Annotated in this window: 12 protein-coding genes and 5 pseudogenes; 3 read left to right on the top strand and 14 right to left on the bottom strand. The window is 42.6% G+C overall.

What is annotated here, in order from left to right:
* Window positions 1–25: 25 nt before the first annotated feature.
* From ACRWSG_RS10310 to cutA, 14 genes and pseudogenes are all read right to left on the bottom strand, one after another.
* Window positions 26–1,341 (bottom strand): annotated as a pseudogene (locus ACRWSG_RS10310) (adenylosuccinate synthase).
* Between the two features lie 225 nt (window positions 1,342–1,566).
* Window positions 1,567–2,447: pseudogene (hflC, locus tag ACRWSG_RS10305) on the bottom strand (protease modulator HflC).
* 5 nt (window positions 2,448–2,452) lie between these two features.
* A pseudogene (gene hflK, locus ACRWSG_RS10300) lies at window positions 2,453–3,613 on the bottom strand (FtsH protease activity modulator HflK); the annotation flags it as partial.
* A 98-nt stretch (window positions 3,614–3,711) separates the two neighbouring features.
* Window positions 3,712–5,001, bottom strand: a complete 1,290-nt coding sequence (hflX, locus tag ACRWSG_RS10295; RefSeq protein ID WP_462166206.1) for a ribosome rescue GTPase HflX — start codon at window positions 4,999–5,001, stop codon at window positions 3,712–3,714.
* Between the two features lie 17 nt (window positions 5,002–5,018).
* Window positions 5,019–5,282: an RNA chaperone Hfq gene (gene hfq / locus ACRWSG_RS10290; RefSeq protein WP_054552435.1), complete on the bottom strand. Its 264-nt coding sequence runs from the start codon at window positions 5,280–5,282 to the stop codon at window positions 5,019–5,021.
* An 80-nt stretch (window positions 5,283–5,362) separates the two neighbouring features.
* Window positions 5,363–6,280: a tRNA (adenosine(37)-N6)-dimethylallyltransferase MiaA gene (gene miaA / locus ACRWSG_RS10285; RefSeq protein ID WP_462166205.1), complete on the bottom strand. Its 918-nt coding sequence runs from the start codon at window positions 6,278–6,280 to the stop codon at window positions 5,363–5,365.
* A gap of 15 nt (window positions 6,281–6,295) precedes the next feature.
* Entirely contained in the window at window positions 6,296–8,140 is a 1,845-nt protein-coding gene (gene mutL / locus ACRWSG_RS10280; RefSeq protein WP_462166204.1) for a DNA mismatch repair endonuclease MutL, read from the bottom strand.
* A gap of 23 nt (window positions 8,141–8,163) precedes the next feature.
* Complete coding sequence (locus ACRWSG_RS10275) at window positions 8,164–9,471, bottom strand: N-acetylmuramoyl-L-alanine amidase (protein ID WP_235374215.1); 1,308 nt, start codon at window positions 9,469–9,471, stop codon at window positions 8,164–8,166.
* A gap of 66 nt (window positions 9,472–9,537) precedes the next feature.
* Window positions 9,538–10,012 (bottom strand): annotated as a pseudogene (tsaE, locus tag ACRWSG_RS10270) (tRNA (adenosine(37)-N6)-threonylcarbamoyltransferase complex ATPase subunit type 1 TsaE).
* A 142-nt stretch (window positions 10,013–10,154) separates the two neighbouring features.
* Window positions 10,155–11,494 (bottom strand): annotated as a pseudogene (gene accC / locus ACRWSG_RS10265) (acetyl-CoA carboxylase biotin carboxylase subunit).
* Window positions 11,495–11,517: 23 nt separating this feature from the next.
* Entirely contained in the window at window positions 11,518–11,988 is a 471-nt protein-coding gene (accB, locus tag ACRWSG_RS10260) for an acetyl-CoA carboxylase biotin carboxyl carrier protein (protein WP_138600160.1), read from the bottom strand.
* Between the two features lie 31 nt (window positions 11,989–12,019).
* Window positions 12,020–12,472 carry a type II 3-dehydroquinate dehydratase gene (aroQ, locus tag ACRWSG_RS10255; protein WP_138600159.1) on the bottom strand — a complete coding sequence of 151 codons (453 nt, stop codon included), beginning with the start codon at window positions 12,470–12,472 and terminating at the stop codon, window positions 12,020–12,022.
* A 328-nt stretch (window positions 12,473–12,800) separates the two neighbouring features.
* Entirely contained in the window at window positions 12,801–14,627 is a 1,827-nt protein-coding gene (locus ACRWSG_RS10250; protein ID WP_138600158.1) for a protein-disulfide reductase DsbD, read from the bottom strand.
* Entirely contained in the window at window positions 14,627–14,947 is a 321-nt protein-coding gene (cutA, locus tag ACRWSG_RS10245) for a divalent-cation tolerance protein CutA (RefSeq protein WP_054552426.1), read from the bottom strand. Before cutA ends, ACRWSG_RS10250 begins: the two co-directional genes overlap by 1 nt.
* A gap of 162 nt (window positions 14,948–15,109) precedes the next feature.
* Between cutA and ACRWSG_RS10240 the strand changes: the two genes are divergently transcribed.
* The 3 genes from ACRWSG_RS10240 (at window position 15,110) to groL (ending at window position 17,715) form a co-directional block, all read left to right on the top strand.
* On the top strand, window positions 15,110–15,586 hold the full coding sequence (locus tag ACRWSG_RS10240) for an FxsA family protein (RefSeq protein WP_138600157.1): 477 nt from the start codon (window positions 15,110–15,112) through the stop codon (window positions 15,584–15,586).
* 143 nt (window positions 15,587–15,729) lie between these two features.
* The gene (locus ACRWSG_RS10235) at window positions 15,730–16,017 is read left to right on the top strand and encodes a co-chaperone GroES (protein WP_036973362.1); all 288 of its coding nucleotides are present in this window, start codon (window positions 15,730–15,732) and stop codon (window positions 16,015–16,017) included.
* A gap of 51 nt (window positions 16,018–16,068) precedes the next feature.
* Entirely contained in the window at window positions 16,069–17,715 is a 1,647-nt protein-coding gene (gene groL, locus ACRWSG_RS10230; RefSeq protein WP_054552424.1) for a chaperonin GroEL, read from the top strand.
* Window positions 17,716–17,767 lie beyond the last annotated feature (52 nt).

Below are 17,767 nucleotides of genomic sequence, written 5' to 3'. Positions count from 1 at the left end.
GCAGCTTTTTCAGTCACTATGACGATTATGCAAATGGGCTGCGTAATACCATAGTTTCTACACGGTCTGGGTCAGTAGAGATGATATCAACTGGAACACCAGTGATTTCTTCAATACGTTTGATGTAATCAAGTGCCGCTTGCGGTAATTGATCAACTGACGTAGCACCTACTGTGTTTTCTGACCAGCCTGGCATCTCTTCGTATACTGGTGTTACTTTCTCGTAACCTTCAGCTGCTAATGGTGTAACGTTCGTTACTGTGCCATCTTCTAACTGGTAACCAGTACAGATTTTTAATGTTTCTAAACCGTCTAAAACGTCTAGTTTAGTTAAACAGAAACCTGAGATGCTGTTGATTTGCACTGCACGGCGCATTGCCACTGCGTCTAACCAACCTGTACGGCGTAAACGACCTGTCGTCGCACCGAACTCATGACCTTTATCACCTAAGTGCTTACCAACTGGATCTTGCTTATCAAGACCGTCGTAAAGCTCTGTAGGGAATGGACCAGAACCTACACGTGTAGTGTAAGCTTTGATAATACCTAACACGTAATCAAGGTGTAATGGACCAAAACCAGCACCAGTCGCTACACCACCAGCTGTTGTGTTTGATGATGTTACGTACGGGTAAGTACCGTGGTCGATATCAAGTAATGTACCTTGCGCACCTTCAAATAAGATGTTGTCGCCCGCTAAACGCGTTTGGTCAAGAAGCTCAGTAACATCAACAACCATTGCTTTTAAGATATCTGCGATAGCCATTGCATCGTCAAATGTCTTTTGGAAGTCAACTGGTTCAGCTTTGTAGTAATGCTCTAAAGTGAAGTTATGGTATTCCAATACTTCTTTAAGCTTGCTAGCAAACTGTTCAGGATTGAATAAGTCACCTACACGTAAACCACGACGTGCTACTTTATCTTCATAAGCTGGACCGATACCACGACCTGTAGTGCCAATTGGCTTATCGCCACGTGCTTTTTCACGGGCTAAATCTAATGCAATGTGGAAAGGTAAAATTAATGGACATGCTTCGCTGATTAATAAGCGCTCACGTACTGGTACGCCACGCTCTTCTAGCATGCCAATTTCTTTCATTAATGCTTCTGGTGATAAAACAACACCATTACCGATCACACACTTAACATTGTCACGTAATACACCCGATGGAATAAGGTGTAAAACCGTCTTTTCACCGTTGATTACCAGAGTATGGCGTTTGCGTTATGACCACCTTGATAACGAACTACTAAAGATGCTTTGTCTGTAAGGAGGTCAACTACCTTACCCTTACCTTCGTCACCCCATTGGGTGCCTAGTACAACAACGTTTTTACCCATTGCAAATTCACTTAGAAAAAATTAGGACGAGATTTTATCAGAAAACGAGGTGAAAGATCACCCCGTTTAGCTTATTTTTTCTGCGCCTGAATTTTTATCTTCTCAATTACTTAAACAACTACATGCAGAACAGAGGTTTATAAAATTGTTAAGAATAAAAATTAATCACTTACAGAGACAAAAAAGCCCCACAAATTGCGGGGCTTTTGATCATACGAGTATTACTTACTGTACTTTTGTACCTTTCATATAATTAAAGAAGTCGCTATCAGGTGAAATTACCATCACGTCTTGTTTATCTTTAAAGGTATTTTTGTATGCTTCTAGGCTGCGCATAAAACCAAAGAATTCAGCGTCTTTGTTATATGCATTAGCATAGATAGCAGCAGCATCAGCATCACCTTGACCACGTACTGTACGAGCATTACGTTCAGCATCTGCAAGCATTACGGTTACACGGCGGTCTACTTCTGCGCGAATTGTCTCAGCTTTTTCTTGACCTTCTGAACGGTGCTCTTTAGCTACTGCAGTACGCTCAGCACGCATACGCTGGAAGATTGAGCTACTCACTTCTTGTGGTAAGTTAATTTGCTTAACACGTACGTCAAGTACTTCAATACCTAGCTCTTGCGCACTTTCAGACGCTTGAACTAACGCTTCTTCCATCAATTCACTACGCTCGCCAGAGACAATCTCTTTGATTGTACGAGAACCGAAATTAGTACGAAGTCCATTGTTCACCTTTTGCTTAAGCAGTGTTTCAGCATATTGCTTATCACCACGGGCACGTAGGTAAAATGCACTAAAGTCATTAATGCGCCACTTCACATAAGAATCAACGATTAAGTCTTTTTTCTCACTAGTAACAAAGCGGTCAGCTTCACCATCTAGCGTTTGAATTCGTGCATCTAAGCGACGTACTTGGCTAAAGAAAGGTACTTTTAAGTGTAAACCTGTAAATTATATACTACAGCGTTATCGTCACTGTCTTTTTCAACTTTGCTGAATAATAAGACAATTGCTTTTTCGCCTTCTTGTACAACAAAAATCGCAGAAAAAGACAGCACAACTGCAAGGGCAAGTATTACTAAACTAAAATTTTTCATCTTACTTATCTCCCCTCATTAAAACGGTCAGTTGCGAAACGATCATTACTTGAATTAACCGTGCTGTTACGTGATGGATTTAACTTATTGCGAAGATCTTGAATATCACTTGAGCTTGGTAGCGCAACACGCGTTGCTGTACCTTGCTTTTCCATGATTTTATCAAGCGGTAGATACATCATATTATTACCGCCCTCTACATCAACTAACACTTTAGAGCTGTTACCTAGCACTTCTTCCATCGCATCGATATATAAGCGCTTACGAGTTACTTCTTTCGCAGCTTGGTACTCAGGTAACAGTTTTTCAAAACGTGCTACTTCACCTTGCGCTTCTAAAGTAATACGCTCACGGTACGCTTCTGCTTCTTGTGTCATACGCGTAACTTGACCACGGGCACGAGGCTCAATTTCACGAGCGTAAGCTTCAGCTTCACGGATAAAGCGTTCTTCATCTTCTTGTGCAGCAATAGCATCATCAAACGCGTCTTTTACTTCACCCGGCGGACGTGAATCTTTAAAGTTCACATCGCTTACGATAATACCCAAGTTGTAAGGCTCAATGATTTTGTTTAGTTCATCCCACGTTTGTTGGCGCACTAACTCACGACCAGTTGTTAGCACTTGGTCCATTTTTACATGACCAATCACATAACGAAGAGCACTATCAAGCGCTTGTTTCAAGCTGCCATCTGCGTCGGTTACGCTAAACTTGTATAGGTGTGGATCGATAACACGGTATTGTACTTCAAACTCTACATTTACCACGTTCTCGTCTTCTGTCAGCATAAAACCTTTTGCAGATAACGAGCGAACCGCTTCAATATCTACAGGGATCACGCGTTCAATGAAGGTCATTTTCCAACGTAAGCCAGGTTCTGCAATGCGATTGTATTGTCCAAATTGTAAAACAATACCGCGCTCGGCTTCTTTTACCGTGTAAATACCACTTAATGCCCATACAATGACGGCAATAATAAGGATGAAAGAAATGCCTGCGCCACCAAGTCCGCCGCCGTTTTTACCTGGCTTATTACCGCCAAATAAACCGCCAAACTTGTTGCCGAATTTACGCATTACCTCGTCTAAATCAGGTGGGCCTTGATCTTTTCCGCCTTTATTATTCCACGGATCTTTATCATTGCCATTATTACCCGGTTCATTCCATAATTATAGCTATACTCCATTGTTATCTAAATGAATTAGGTTAAATCTATCAAATCTACAGCATTTCTCATACTAAAAAAGACAAATGCTGGCGATTTTTAATCAGTCACTACAAAAGAGTCGAGGTCTTGTCCCATCTCTTTTTTCAAGCGATTCCATTCTGCCATTGGCAAGCGTACCGATAATAACCAGTTTCCTTGCTCATCAAAACGTTCTTGATGAACTGCGTTTAAGTTGAATAATGCTGCACGAATACGACCATGTTGTGGTGGTAATTTTAGCTCATCAGCAAACATCTTCTTGGCAAGTAACTCCTTAATTGCCTCACTTAGCAATTCACAGCCAACGCCAGTGCGCGCCGACAACCAGACTCGTACCGGTTGACCTTCGTCGTTTCTATCTATACGTGGCGCAACGTCATCTAGCGCATCAATTTTGTTATAAACCAATAATTGCGGCACTTCATCTGCTTCGATTTCTTTTAAAACAGACTGTACTTGCTCAATATTTTCTTTTCGACGAGGGTCTGCCACATCGATAACATGTAGCTGTAAATCAGCTTCACGGGTTTCTGTTAAGGTCGCTTTAAATGCTGCAACAAGGTCATGAGGTAAGTGACGAATGAAACCTACCGTATCCGCTAAAATAATTGGACCTATATCGCCGATATCTAACTTACGTAAGGTTGGATCTAGGGTTGCGAATAGCTGATCAGCAGCATACACATCTGAGTCAGTAATACGGTTAAATAACGTTGATTTACCCGCATTGGTATAACCTACTAGTGACACAGTTGGAATTTCATTTCGCGTACGCGCACGTCGCCCCTGCTCACGTTGAACAGCAACTTTATCTAAACGGGCACGAATATTTTTAATTCTTGCGCGCAGTAATCGTCTATCGGTTTCGAGCTGGGTTTCACCCGGACCACGTAACCCTATCCCGCCTTTTTGTCTTTCAAGGTGGGTCCAACCACGGATCAAGCGAGTAGAAATATGGCGTAACTGAGCTAACTCAACCTGAAGTTTACCTTCGTGAGTTCGCGCTCGCTGCGCAAAAATATCTAAGATCAAACTCGTACGATCAAGAACGCGGCACTGGCAAACGCGCTCTAAATTGCGTTCCTGTGACGGGCTAAGTTGATGGTTGAAAATAATGACATCTGCATTGTGGATTTTGACAGTTTCAGCGATTTCTTCTGCTTTTCCGGTCCCGACGAAAAGTTTCGGATGCGGTGCTTGACGACTGCCTTGCACAATCGCCAAACTACTAACACCAGCAGAAGATACCAACAACTCTAATTCGTGAAGATTTTCGCGATCTCCCTCTTTAGGTAAGTCGATATGAACTAAAACTGCCTGTTCGCCGGCTTCATAACGGTCAAACAAGCATTACGCTCCTAAGTTTAAAAATTTCCAGATTCTTGCTCTTCTGAATCATCACTTCCTTGAACGCCTTGGAAGTTAACAGAACGCGCTGGAACAACAGTTGAAATAGCGTGTTTATACACCATTTGATTTACGGTGTTTTCAAGTAAAATAACAAATTGGTCAAATGACTGGATTTTACCCTGCAATTTAATGCCATTAACCAAAAAGATTGATACTGGAATGCGCTCACGACGTAACGCATTTAAAAATGGGTCTTGTAACGACTGGCCTTTTGCCATGTTATTTTCCTTCGTTCTAGGTGTTATTATAATTAAGTAGCTGAACTAATTTAACAAAGCTAAAAAACTTCCAGCTACTACTAGCTTAGCGAACTTACTACACGTTGCAAGTTTTCTTCATCACCCGTGGTCAACCAAGTTACTTCAGGCCGACCTCTTAACCAAGTCAGTTGTCGCTTGGCTAACTGCCGTGTGGCTGCAATACCACGAAAGACCATTTCATCATAGTCAATATCGCCAGCAATGTAATCCCACATTTGTCTATAACCCACACAACGAATCGAAGGTAGGTCTGGGTGTAAATCCTTACGTTTATATAGGGATGAAACTTCATTTTCAAACCCCTGATCGAGCATTATTTTAAACCTTTTCTCAATTCGCTGATGTAATTCACTGCGATCATCAGGTGCAATGGCAAATTGATAGAAAGTATAAGGAAGCTCAGGCTGCTTTTGTTTTTGCAGCTCAGTCATTGTTTTACCTGTTATACGATACACTTCTAATGCACGATTAATTCTTTGCGAATCATTTTCGCTCATTTTTTTCGCTGCATCAGGATCGATTTTCACAAGTTCTTTATGCAAATGTGGCCAACCAAACTGCGCTGCTTCTTTTTCGAGTTCAGCACGTACTTCAGGTGATGCCTCTGGTAGCGGTGATAAGCCATCAATAAGCGACTTAAAATACATCATTGTACCGCCAACCAATACAGGTACTTTACCTTGCTGATGAAATAGATCAATCTTTTCAATTGCATCACGGCGAAAATCTGCCACTGAATAACTATCTGCTGGGTCAATAATATCAATTAAGTGATGCGGCGCACGAGCAAGCTCTTCGGCATTTGGCTTTGCCGTGCCGATGTCCATATCTTTATAGACTAATGCTGAATCAACACTGATTATTTCTGTGTTTAAATGCTCACACAGCGAAATTGCTAAATCTGTTTTCCCTGCAGCGGTTGGTCCCATTAAAAAAATGACGGGTAAGTTATTCAAGCCTAAATACCTTGCTTAGTTTAAAAACTGAGATAGTTCTATTTTAACTGCTTTTTGACGTAAACGTTGCATAGTTTGTGGATTATTTTCTAACCGAGCTACTTGCTCCATAAAGGCTTGGCTTGCGTAATAACGTGTTGGTATTTGTTGAGCTAACCAAGCTAACCATTCATCGAGTGAACTTGGTGAGGCTTTACAGCCAGCAATAAGCCGCTCAATAGCATCACTTACATCAAGTAAATACACACAAGGCGGAAGCTTTTTAACCATCACAAACTGCTTTTCTATTACTAAATCAAAACCAAGTAAGGTAAACCACGACTGCTGAGCATTTAACGCACTAATATCATCAGCACTTGCATTTACTCGCACAGGTAACAATAAGGCTTTGCCGTCAAGGCTACCTGCTTGCTCTACGTGCGCTTGCCAGTCGAGTGCTAAAGCATGCTTAAAGTGCGCAGCAAAGAGTTGGTTGTCTTCACTAAATACGCATTCGCCCTCGCGTACGTGGATGAATTTGGCAAGCTTAGCTTGCTCAACAACCGGTACTGTAACGCTTGGCTCTGGGCGTACTTGGTCAAAATGCGCAGCATGTTGCTCACTGATCCCTTGATAAAAGGCATTGACATCTTGATGCGATGTTTTACTGCGGCCTTGGCTGTCGCTACTAAAGCCACCACCAGAGCGCCCTGTTCCTGTTGTCCCAGAGTAACTACCTGAACGAGTTGGCTGCAATTCAGATTTAGGGTAATCATATTGCTCTGTTGGCGCTGATTGAGTAAAACTTGGCTGCATGCTGCTTGAGTGCGCCTCATCAAACGAAGCATGCTGAAAAGCAGTGTCATTATAATCTGTAAAACCAGCTTCATGCTGAAGCGGTACCACCACTTGTTTTATTGCCTGTAGAATAAAGTCATGCACTAAACGGCCTTGATGAAAACGCACTTCATGTTTCGCTGGGTGCACATTTACATCGACCTGACGTGGGTCAATATCAATATAAATGACAAAACCTGGCAGCTCTTCAGAGCCAGCGACTTCTTCAAAGGCTTGGCGGATTGCATGCAAAATGAGTTTATCGCGCATCATGCGATTATTCACATAGGTATATTGCGTGCTATTCGTTGAGCCCACGGGCAATACCCAACCTCGCAACATCAAACCTGCTTCACCTGACTGAATATGCAGCCCCTGTTCACTAAATGCTTTACCCGCCACTTGTGCAACACGGCTTATCGCTTGCTCAGGGTTTGGTTTAGCACGGTATTGACGCACGACCTTGCCATTATGAGTCAGGGTGATAGAGACATCAAAACGACTCAGCGCAATACGCTTTATGAGCTCATCAATATGTGAAAACTCGGTTTTCTCGGTGCGAAGAAATTTACGGCGCGCAGGGGTATTAAAAAATAAGTCTTTCACCTCAATGGTGGTACCATCAGGGTGTGCTGTTGGCTTAATCTGCACCGCCATATCGCGACCTTCAGCAAACGCTTGCCATGCCGCTTCTTGCTGCTTTGGCTTTGAGCTTAAGGTTAAGCGAGAAACAGAACTAATTGATGCTAACGCTTCACCACGAAAACCCAGTGAGCAAATGTTCTCAAGATCATCGAGTGACTTAAGCTTACTCGTAGCATGGCGCGACAAGGCTAATGTTAGCTCATCTTTATTAATGCCAGAGCCATTATCGCGGATACGAATTAGCTTATGCCCACCACGCTCAATATCTATTTGAATGCGCGTTGCGCCAGCATCTAAACTGTTTTCTACCAGCTCTTTAACAACGGATGCGGGGCGTTCAACCACTTCACCCGCTGCAATTTGGTTAGCCAATCGCGCGGGTAGTATTTCTATACTCATAGTGTTCCTAACACGAAAATTGACTAGCTTTGAGGAATATCAAGCTCTTGACCAATAAATAAGGTATTCGATTTTAAGTTGTTGGCCGTTTTTAGCTTACTCACCGAGGTGTTGTATCTGCTTGCTAAAATACTTAACGATTCACCAGGGCGAACTTTGTGTTTAGTCGGAAACTGCGACTTTAACTTAGCAAATAGTGAATCATCTGGTGGATTCTTCATGTAGTAATTTTTAATCGAGGTGAAAATTGCTTTAGCTAAGCGCTCCTGATGCTGCGCCGTTTTTAGCATTCGCTCTTCACGCGGATTCGAAATAAACCCTGTTTCGACCAAAATAGACGGAATATCGGGTGATTTCAATACCGCAAGGCTCGCCGCTTGCGGGCGTTTTTTATGCATTTTAGCCACTTTTCGTAATTCGCTAACCACTTCTTCTGCGACACTAAAACCTGTTTTCATCGAGTGATCCATCGACATATCTAGCAGTGCTTGTGCTAAATATTTTTCGCTTGCAGTATCTTTTAATACCCCAGCTGCTCCACCTAAAAGCTCTGAGTGTTTTTCTTTATCCTCAATCCATTTACCAATTTCTGAATTTGCACGGCGCAGTGATAGCACCCACACTGAGGCACCGTTTGGCTGCGGGCTAGTAAAGGCATCCGCATGAATCGACACAAAGAAATCAGCTTTTTTCTTACGAGCTATGCTGGTACGGGTGTTTAGATTTACAAAGTAATCACTGCGGCGCACCATACGCGAAATCATGCCTTTTTCAGCATCTATCATTCGCTCTAAGCGCTTCGCTATTTGTAGCGTAATATCTTTTTCATAAGTGCCTGATGGACCAATTGAACCGGGGTCTTCACCACCATGACCTGCATCAATGGCAATAACAATATCGCGCTCTTGATTAAGTTCGCGTTTTTTCACACTGGTATTGGTCGAAACAACGGGCTCAGCCTTCGGTGTTTTATCAACAAGGTCAACCACTAAACGATGCTTGTAGGGATCGGTTGGTAGTAAAGCAAATACAACAGGTTTACTGGCACGGGCTAGCTCAAAGACAAAACGCACACTTTTGCTGTCTTTTGGTTTTGAGTAACGCAGTTTGGAAACAATCTGATGCTTTTGAGGAATAGCTGGCAAGCTATCTAGTTTGTCGGTATTTTTTAAATCAATGACTAAACGAGCTGGGTTTTTCAGCATGAAATAGCTGAAATCAGGCTTATCGTTTAAATCAAAGACCACTCGAGTGCTGTCAGGTGAGGGCCACACTCGTACGCTATTAATGGTATTTTGTGCAAGCGCAATCTGGCTAACAACCAATAACATCAAAGTAGTTAATAGTTTAAACGTACAACGACCCATTTTTACTAATACACCTTTATTTTTATATGTTTATTCTTGCGCGCTCGTAAGTTGCTGAACGATAGTCTTACCACGCTCGGTTAAGCTATTAATTGTAATAGCACGCGCCTCGCCTTCATAGCGTAGGGTGATATCAAGATTCTGGTGTTGGAATAAATTCGCCGCCTTTTTCAGGCCATTCCACAACACAAATGGCCTGTGGTGAAAAATAGTCACGAATTCCCATATATTCAAGTTCTTCAGGATCACCTAAGCGATATAAATCAAAGTGATAGACATCAGCTTTGGCTAATTGGTAAGGCTCAACCAGTGTATAAGTTGGACTCTTAACCTTACCTTGATGACCGAAACCTTGCACGATACCACGGGTTAATGTCGTTTTACCGGCACCTAAATCACCATGTAAGTAGATGACTGCTCCTTGCTCCATTAAGGTTGCAAGTTGCTTACCCATATTAACCGTTGCTGCTTCATCAGCGAGTGGAAAACCAACACTGTCGGTCATTATTACCTCATGAAAAACTAAAAACACATTACTTTGTTAATCATACCAGAATAATTTTGTAAGGCGAGAATCACTCTTATGACTAATTTGACAAAAAAAAGCCGGCAAAGTTGCCGGCTTTTTAGCTTAAACAGAATTTTGTTTACAGACCTAGTTTCTTCTCAAGGTAGTGGATGTTTGTACCACCGTTTTGGAAGTTCTCATCTGCCAAGATTTTCTTGTGCAGTGGTGTGTTGGTCTTGATGCCATCGATCACTAATTCGTTTAACGCATTGCGTGAACGAGCAATAGCTACATCACGGTTTTCACCGTAACAGATCAGCTTACCAATCATTGAATCGTAATGAGGTGGTACTGTGTAATCTGCGTAGATATGGCTGTCCCAACGAATACCTAAACCGCCAGCAGGGTGGAATCGCGTGATTTTACCTGGTGATGGAATAAAAGTGTCTGGGTCTTCCGCATTAATACGGCACTCAATTGCATGACCACGAATAACCACATCTTCTTGTGTGAATGATAGTGGCTGACCAGCTGCAATTTTTAGCTGCTCTTTGATTAAGTCAACGCCAGTGACCATTTCTGTTACTGGGTGCTCAACCTGAATACGGGTATTCATTTCGATGAAATAGAACTCGCCGTTTTCGTATAAGAATTCGAACGTACCTGCACCGCGATAACCGATTTCGATACATGCACGAGTACAACGGTCACCGATAAACTTACGCATTTCAGCTGTGATACCTGGCGCTGGCGCTTCTTCAACAACTTTTTGGTGACGACGTTGCATTGAACAATCACGCTCACCTAAGTGAACGGCATTGCCTTGACCGTCTGCCAGTACTTGAACTTCGATGTGACGTGGGTTTTCAAGGAATTTTTCCATGTAAACCATGCCATTACCGAAGAACTGCTTAGCTTCTTGCTGAGTAAGAGCGATTGAATCAATCAGTTCTTTTTCGCTGCGAACAACACGCATACCACGACCACCGCCGCCGCCTGCTGCTTTAATGATTACAGGGTAACCAATGCGCTTAGCGATTTGAATGTTGCGCTCACTGTCTGCCGTTAATGGACATCAGAACCTGGTACGCAAGGTACACCGGCTTTACGCATCGCTTCGATTGCAGAAACTTTGTCACCCATTAAACGAATCGTGTCGCCTTTAGGACCGATAAATACAAAGCCGCTTTGCTCAACTTGATCAGCAAAGTCTGCATTTTCAGAAAGGAAACCATAACCTGGGTGGATAGCAACTGCGTCTGTTACTTCTGCCGCTGCAATAATGCGCGGAATATCTAAGTAACTTTCAGTGGCTGCTGGTTTACCAATACAAATTGTTTCGTCTGCCAGTAACACGTGCTTAAGATCACGGTCTGCCGTTGAATGCACAGCAACAGTTTTGATCCCAAGCTCTTTGCAGGCGCGCAGTACGCGAAGTGCAATTTCACCTCGGTTTGCAATGACTACTTTATCTAACATAGAGTTGGCCTTTTGTTGCGCTATTATTCAATGATGAATAAAGGTTGATCGAATTCTACTGGCTCGCCATTTTCAACTAAGATAGCTTTTACTGTGCCTGCTTTATCAGATTCGATTTGGTTCATCATCTTCATTGCTTCAACGATACACAACGTATCGCCAACATTTACTTTAGAACCTACTTCTACGTATGGTGCTGCTTCTGGAGAAGCCGCTGAGTAGAATGAACCAACCATAGGAGATTTAACTTGATGGCCAGTCGGTGCAGCTGGAGCAGCCGCTTCTGCTGCTGGTGCCTCTGCTACTGGAGCTGGAGCTTGAGCCGCTGCTGGTGCAGGTGCTGCAAACTGCTGTGGTGCATACTGCATTGCAGGTGCTGCAGACATGTTGTTACGATTGATGCGTACTGACTCTTCACCTTCAGTGATTTCTAATTCAGCAATACCAGATTCTTCTACTAGTTCGATAAGTTTTTTGATCTTGCGAATATCCATTGAACGACCCGCCTGTTAGTTATTTAAAAAATTAATGTGTGTTTTGCAACCGGCTAACAGCAGCTTCAAGTGCCACCTTATAACCCATTGCTCCTAATCCAATAATGACGCCTTGTGCCACATCCGAAAAATACGAATGATGACGGAATGCTTCTCGAGCATGCACATTACTTAAATGCACCTCGTAAAAGGGAATGTTTACACTGAGTAATGCATCCCGTAAGGCTACGCTTGTATGCGTAAATGCAGCAGGATTGATAATTATTGCATCAACCATTTGCCATGCATCGTGAATGCGTTCTATTAATGCAGCTTCACTGTTACTTTGGAAATGCGTTAAATCAACATTGAGACCGGCAGCAACCAAGCTAAGTTCAGCTATAATCTCATCAAGAGATTGAGTACCGTACTTTTCTGGTTCACGCTTGCCAAGCATGTTTAAATTTGGCCCATTTAGAACTAAAAGTTTGAATTTTGCAGCCATAATACGCGATATATCCTATAAGTAAGCAGTTTAACCATATTCATCATAAACCCACGCTTAACCTAAGCGTGCTGATGTAAAATAGCAACTATTTCTCACGTTAACCACCTATTATAGATATTTCGACGTAAATAGCAGCAAAATACTGGTCTAATCACTCCCCATTCGTGGCAAAGTCAAGCATAGCAAGGCACACAACAGGGTCATTCCAGCTGTTTTCCTGCTGATAAATTGAGCTTCACTGAATGAATTTGCTATTTTTCATGATGCAGATACAAAAACGCCACTCAGATGAGTGGCGTTTTGCTATTTTCTTGCACGTTTGCGTTTATTTAGCGGTATTTCGTACTTTTGCTAAATGTTCTGCAAAGTCTTTGGCATTTAAAAAGCCTGTTACACGCTGCTCTAAAAGCTCATTACCTTGGCTATCAAAGAACAAAATGCTCGGCAACCCAAATACCGTGTATTCTTCCATTAGCTCTATGGTCTTTGCATCGCTTTCAGTTAAATCGATTTGAATTAATTCAAAGTGAGCAAATTGCTCTTGCACTTTAGCATCAGGAAACGTGTAGTGCTCAAACTCTTTACAGGCAACACACCAGTCGGCATATAAGTCGACCATCACTAAGCGCCCCTCGCTACTTGCCTGTGCAATTTCTTCTTTTAATTCACTTAGATTAGCAACTTGTCTAAAACCATGTGTTTGTACAGCAGCTTCAGCAACTACCGCTTTACTAGGCCAAAAATAATTTTTCGTTAAACTTGCCCCAGTTACAACCAATAAGGTTGCTGCAAACCACAATGCTGTTTTTAGCTTGCCTTGTGATTGGCCACTTTGCCAATGGTGTAAATAAAGCGCTGTAGCAAGTGCTAATAAACCCGCCATTAACCAAATGATTTCAATATCAACAATACGCTCTAACAGAATAAGCGGCACGACCAGCATGATGAAACCAAATAGGGTTTTCACTTGCTCCATCCAACCACCTGCTTTTGGTAGTAATTTACCGCCAGAAGTCCCCAATAATAATAACGGTAAGCCCATGCCTAAACTGAGCACATAAAGTGTTAAACCACCGACGAGGTAGTCACCACTTTGCGCCACATAAAGTAAAGCAGCAGACAATGGCGCTGTTGTACACGGTGAAGCAATCAAGCCAGACAATACACCCATCATAAATACGCCAACATAGTTGCCGCCTTTCTGCTGGTTACTAACCTGAGTGAGCTTATTCATCATGCCGCTAGGTAATTTGATTTCGTACCAGCCAAACATCGACATTGCCAATAATACAAATAAGATACTAAAGCTAATTAGTACAGTAGGATGCTGTAAATACCCTTGTACTTGCCCACCTAATGATGCAACCACTAAGCCCAGCGCTGCGTAAGTAACGGCCATACCTTGTACATATACAAACGACAGCGAGAACGCTTTTTTAGTCGACAAATTCTGCTGACCCGCAATAAGGCTCGACAAAATCGGAAACATTGGAAATACGCAAGGCGTAAAAGCCAGACCAATACCCACTAAAAAGAAGATTACTAGGTTCGTTAGTAAACCTTGCGATGCCAATTTATCAGTATACGACTGCTCACCTGCTGGTTTTGATGCTTCTTGAGAGGGCGCTGATGATGCTTCATTTGTATCAGCTGCTTGTGTTAATGCCGCTAATGCGTTCCCCGCATCTGCAGTCTGTGATACTTGCTCACCTGCAATCACAGATAAAGGAATGGTTCTAACTTCTGGCGGATAACATAACCCTGCTTCGGCGCAGCCTTGAAAACGCACTTTAACAACTGCACCTTCTGTGACGTTGCTGAGCTTAGAAACCACACTTAACGAATCAAAGAATACCTCGGTCTTACCAAAAAATTCATCTTCAATAATCACGCCCTTGCCAAGATCAGGAACTTCAATATCAGCGCCTTTGGCAATAATTTCGACTTTCTTTTTGTAAAGGTAATAATCAGGCGCAATATCCCAGCCAATAAATAAGGTTTTGCCTTGCTGGTCAAAATCGAAAACAAACGCCTGATCAACCGGGAGAAATGTTTGCTCCGCAGGTTGTAGTAGATTTCCAAGTAAATTGTTATTACTTGCACTTGCTGGCATAAGCCACAATGCACAAAGTAATAAAAGGAACGATCGCATTAATTAAGTACCTCATCCATCCAATTAAAATAGGCTAAATTGCCCGTAGCCACATCAACGACCTGAATTTCAGGCACCTCATAACTATGCAATTTCTTGATAGTTTGGATCACCTCATTCATTTTTTCTGACTTAGTTTTGATCAGTAACTTACTCTCAATAGCTTGAGTTACCTCGCCTTCCCACATGTAAATAGATTCAATAGTAGGCAAAATGTTCACACAAGCAGCTAGCTTTTCTTTAACTAGATGTTGTGCCAACTGACGGGCTTCAGCCTCATTTGCACAAGTCGTAAAAATAAGTCGAAAATGCGTAGTCATAAGGAACCTTTATTTGATTACGTGAGTCGCACCATAGTAGCCGATAGTAACTATAATGTGTAGCGAGCAAGGTGATCCTAGGTTCCGTCTTGAAAAATGACCTGCTCACCCCAATTTATATTTCACTGACTCGAAAGAGAATGACATTTTTTAGAGAGCGTTATGTTTAGATTTTTGTTTTTGTTATTTATTTTAGTGCCGATTGTGGAGATCGCGTTACTCATCCAAGTGAGTGAAGTGATCGGCGGCTTTGCCACCATAGCGCTTGTAATTGTGACCGCGATTGTCGGTGCGAAATTAGTGAAGCAGCAAGGTATGGGCGCGATTCAAAACGTGCAATTACAAATGGCACAAGGGCAAATGCCTGCAAAAGAATTATTTACTGGATTATGTGTGATTATCGCCGGTGTTTTATTAATGACACCAGGCATCATGACTGACTTTTTTGGCTTTTTACTACTTACGCCAGCAATCCGCAACAAACTGGCTGCAAGCCTTGCTAGTCAAGCGACTGTGCGTATGAGTTCACAGGCAAATCAAGGCTCTACACACTTCCAATATCATAGTAAAACAACCACTCATGAAGAGCCAAACCATCAACCTACAACTATTGATGGTGAATTTGAGCGAAAAGATTAAAATTTTTTAATTTTTTTACTTGGATTTTTTTAAGCCACCCCCATTAATGAATGCAATGAAACGCAACGGGTGGCTTAGCAACCCCCTGCAATAACACAAGATTTTTTCTGTACTGTTCAGAAACTGTTAGGAGAACTAAATAAATGAACATTCGTCCTTTACATGATCGCGTCATCGTTAAGCGTCTAGAAGAAGAAACTAAGTCTGCTGGCGGTATTGTATTAACTGGCTCTGCAGCTGAAAAATCAACTCGCGGAGAAGTTATCGCTGTTGGTAATGGCCGTGTTTTAGACAACGGTGAAGTAAGAGCATTAGAAGTTAAAGCCGGTGACACTGTGCTGTTCGGCTCTTATGTTGAAAAAGCTGAAAAGATCGAAGGTCAAGAGTACCTGATCATGCGTGAAGATAACATTCTAGGCATTGTAGGCTAATCCTACTTTTCGTTTAGCAACCCGTTTACAGAATTTAAGAGGAATTTAATCATGGCAGCAAAAGAAGTACTTTTTGCAGGTGACGCACGTGGCAAAATGCTAACTGGCGTAAACATTTTAGCAAACGCAGTAAAAGTAACTTTAGGTCCTAAAGGCCGTAACGTTGTATTAGACAAGTCATTCGGCGCTCCAGTGATCACTAAAGATGGTGTATCTGTAGCTAAAGAGATTGAGCTTGAAGACAAGTTCGAAAACATGGGCGCACAGATGGTTAAAGAAGTAGCGTCTAAAGCGAATGACGCTGCAGGTGACGGTACAACAACTGCAACAGTATTAGCGCAAGCTATCGTAAACGAAGGCTTAAAAGCAGTTGCAGCGGGTATGAACCCAATGGACCTTAAGCGTGGTATCGACAAAGCAGTTACTGCAGCAGTTGAAGAGCTTAAAGCACTGTCTGTTCCATGTGCAGACACTAAAGCAATTGCACAAGTAGGTACTATTTCTGCTAACTCTGATAAAGAAATCGGTGACATCATTGCAGAAGCAATGGAAAAAGTAGGCCGTGATTCAGGCGTTATCACTGTTGAAGAAGGTCAGTCGTTAGAAAACGAACTAGACGTAGTTGAAGGTATGCAGTTTGACCGCGGTTACCTTTCTCCATACTTCATCAACAACGCTGAAAAAGGCGCTGTAGAGCTAGACAACCCATTCATTCTACTTGTAGACAAAAAAGTATCTAACATCCGTGAGCTACTACCTACATTAGAAGCAGTAGCTAAAGCTAGCAAGCCACTACTTATCATTGCTGAAGACCTTGAAGGTGAAGCACTTGCAACACTTGTTGTAAACAACATGCGCGGTATCGTTAAAGTATCTGCGGTTAAAGCACCTGGTTTTGGCGACCGTCGTAAAGCAATGCTACAAGACATCGCAGTATTAACAGGTGGTACTGTTATTTCTGAAGAAATCGGTTTAGAGCTAGAGAAAGCGACAATCGAAGACCTAGGTACAGCGAAGCGCGTTGTGATCACTAAAGATGATACAACAATCATCGACGGTGCAGGCGAAGAAGACGGCATCAATGGTCGTGTTGCACAAATCAAAGCACAAATCGAAGAAGCGACGTCTGACTACGATAAAGAGAAACTACAAGAGCGTATGGCTAAACTAGCTGGCGGTGTTGCAGTAATCAAAGTTGGCGCAGCAACTGAAATCGAAATGAAAGAGAAGAAAGACCGCGTTGAAGATGCACTTCACGCAACTCGCGCAGCGGTTGAAGAAGGTGTTGTACCAGGTGGTGGTGTTGCACTAGTTCGCGTAGCAAGCAAACTTGTTGAACTTGCTGGCGACAACGAAGACCAAAGCCACGGTATCAAAGTTGCACTACGTGCGATGGAAGCACCACTTCGTCAAATCGTAACTAACGCAGGTGACGAAGCATCTGTTGTTGTTAACTCAGTAAAAGGCGGTGAAGGTAACTACGGTTACAACGCAGCATCAGGCGAGTACAACGACATGATCGAAATGGGTATCTTAGACCCAACTAAAGTAACGCGTTCTGCACTACAGTACGCAGCTTCAATCGCGGGTCTTATGATCACAACTGAAGCAATGGTTGCTGAAATCCCGAAAGATGAGCCAGCTGCTCCAGATATGGGCGGCATGGGCGGCATGGGTGGTATGGGCGGCATGATGTAATCATCCCCAAGCACCTCGCTTAAAAAACCCAGCTTCGGCTGGGTTTTCTTTT

The sequence above is a fragment of the Pseudoalteromonas sp. GB43 genome, assembly GCF_054923805.1.
The sequence above is the reverse complement of the archived record's forward strand: the minus strand, read 5'-3'. Positions and strand labels throughout refer to the sequence as shown.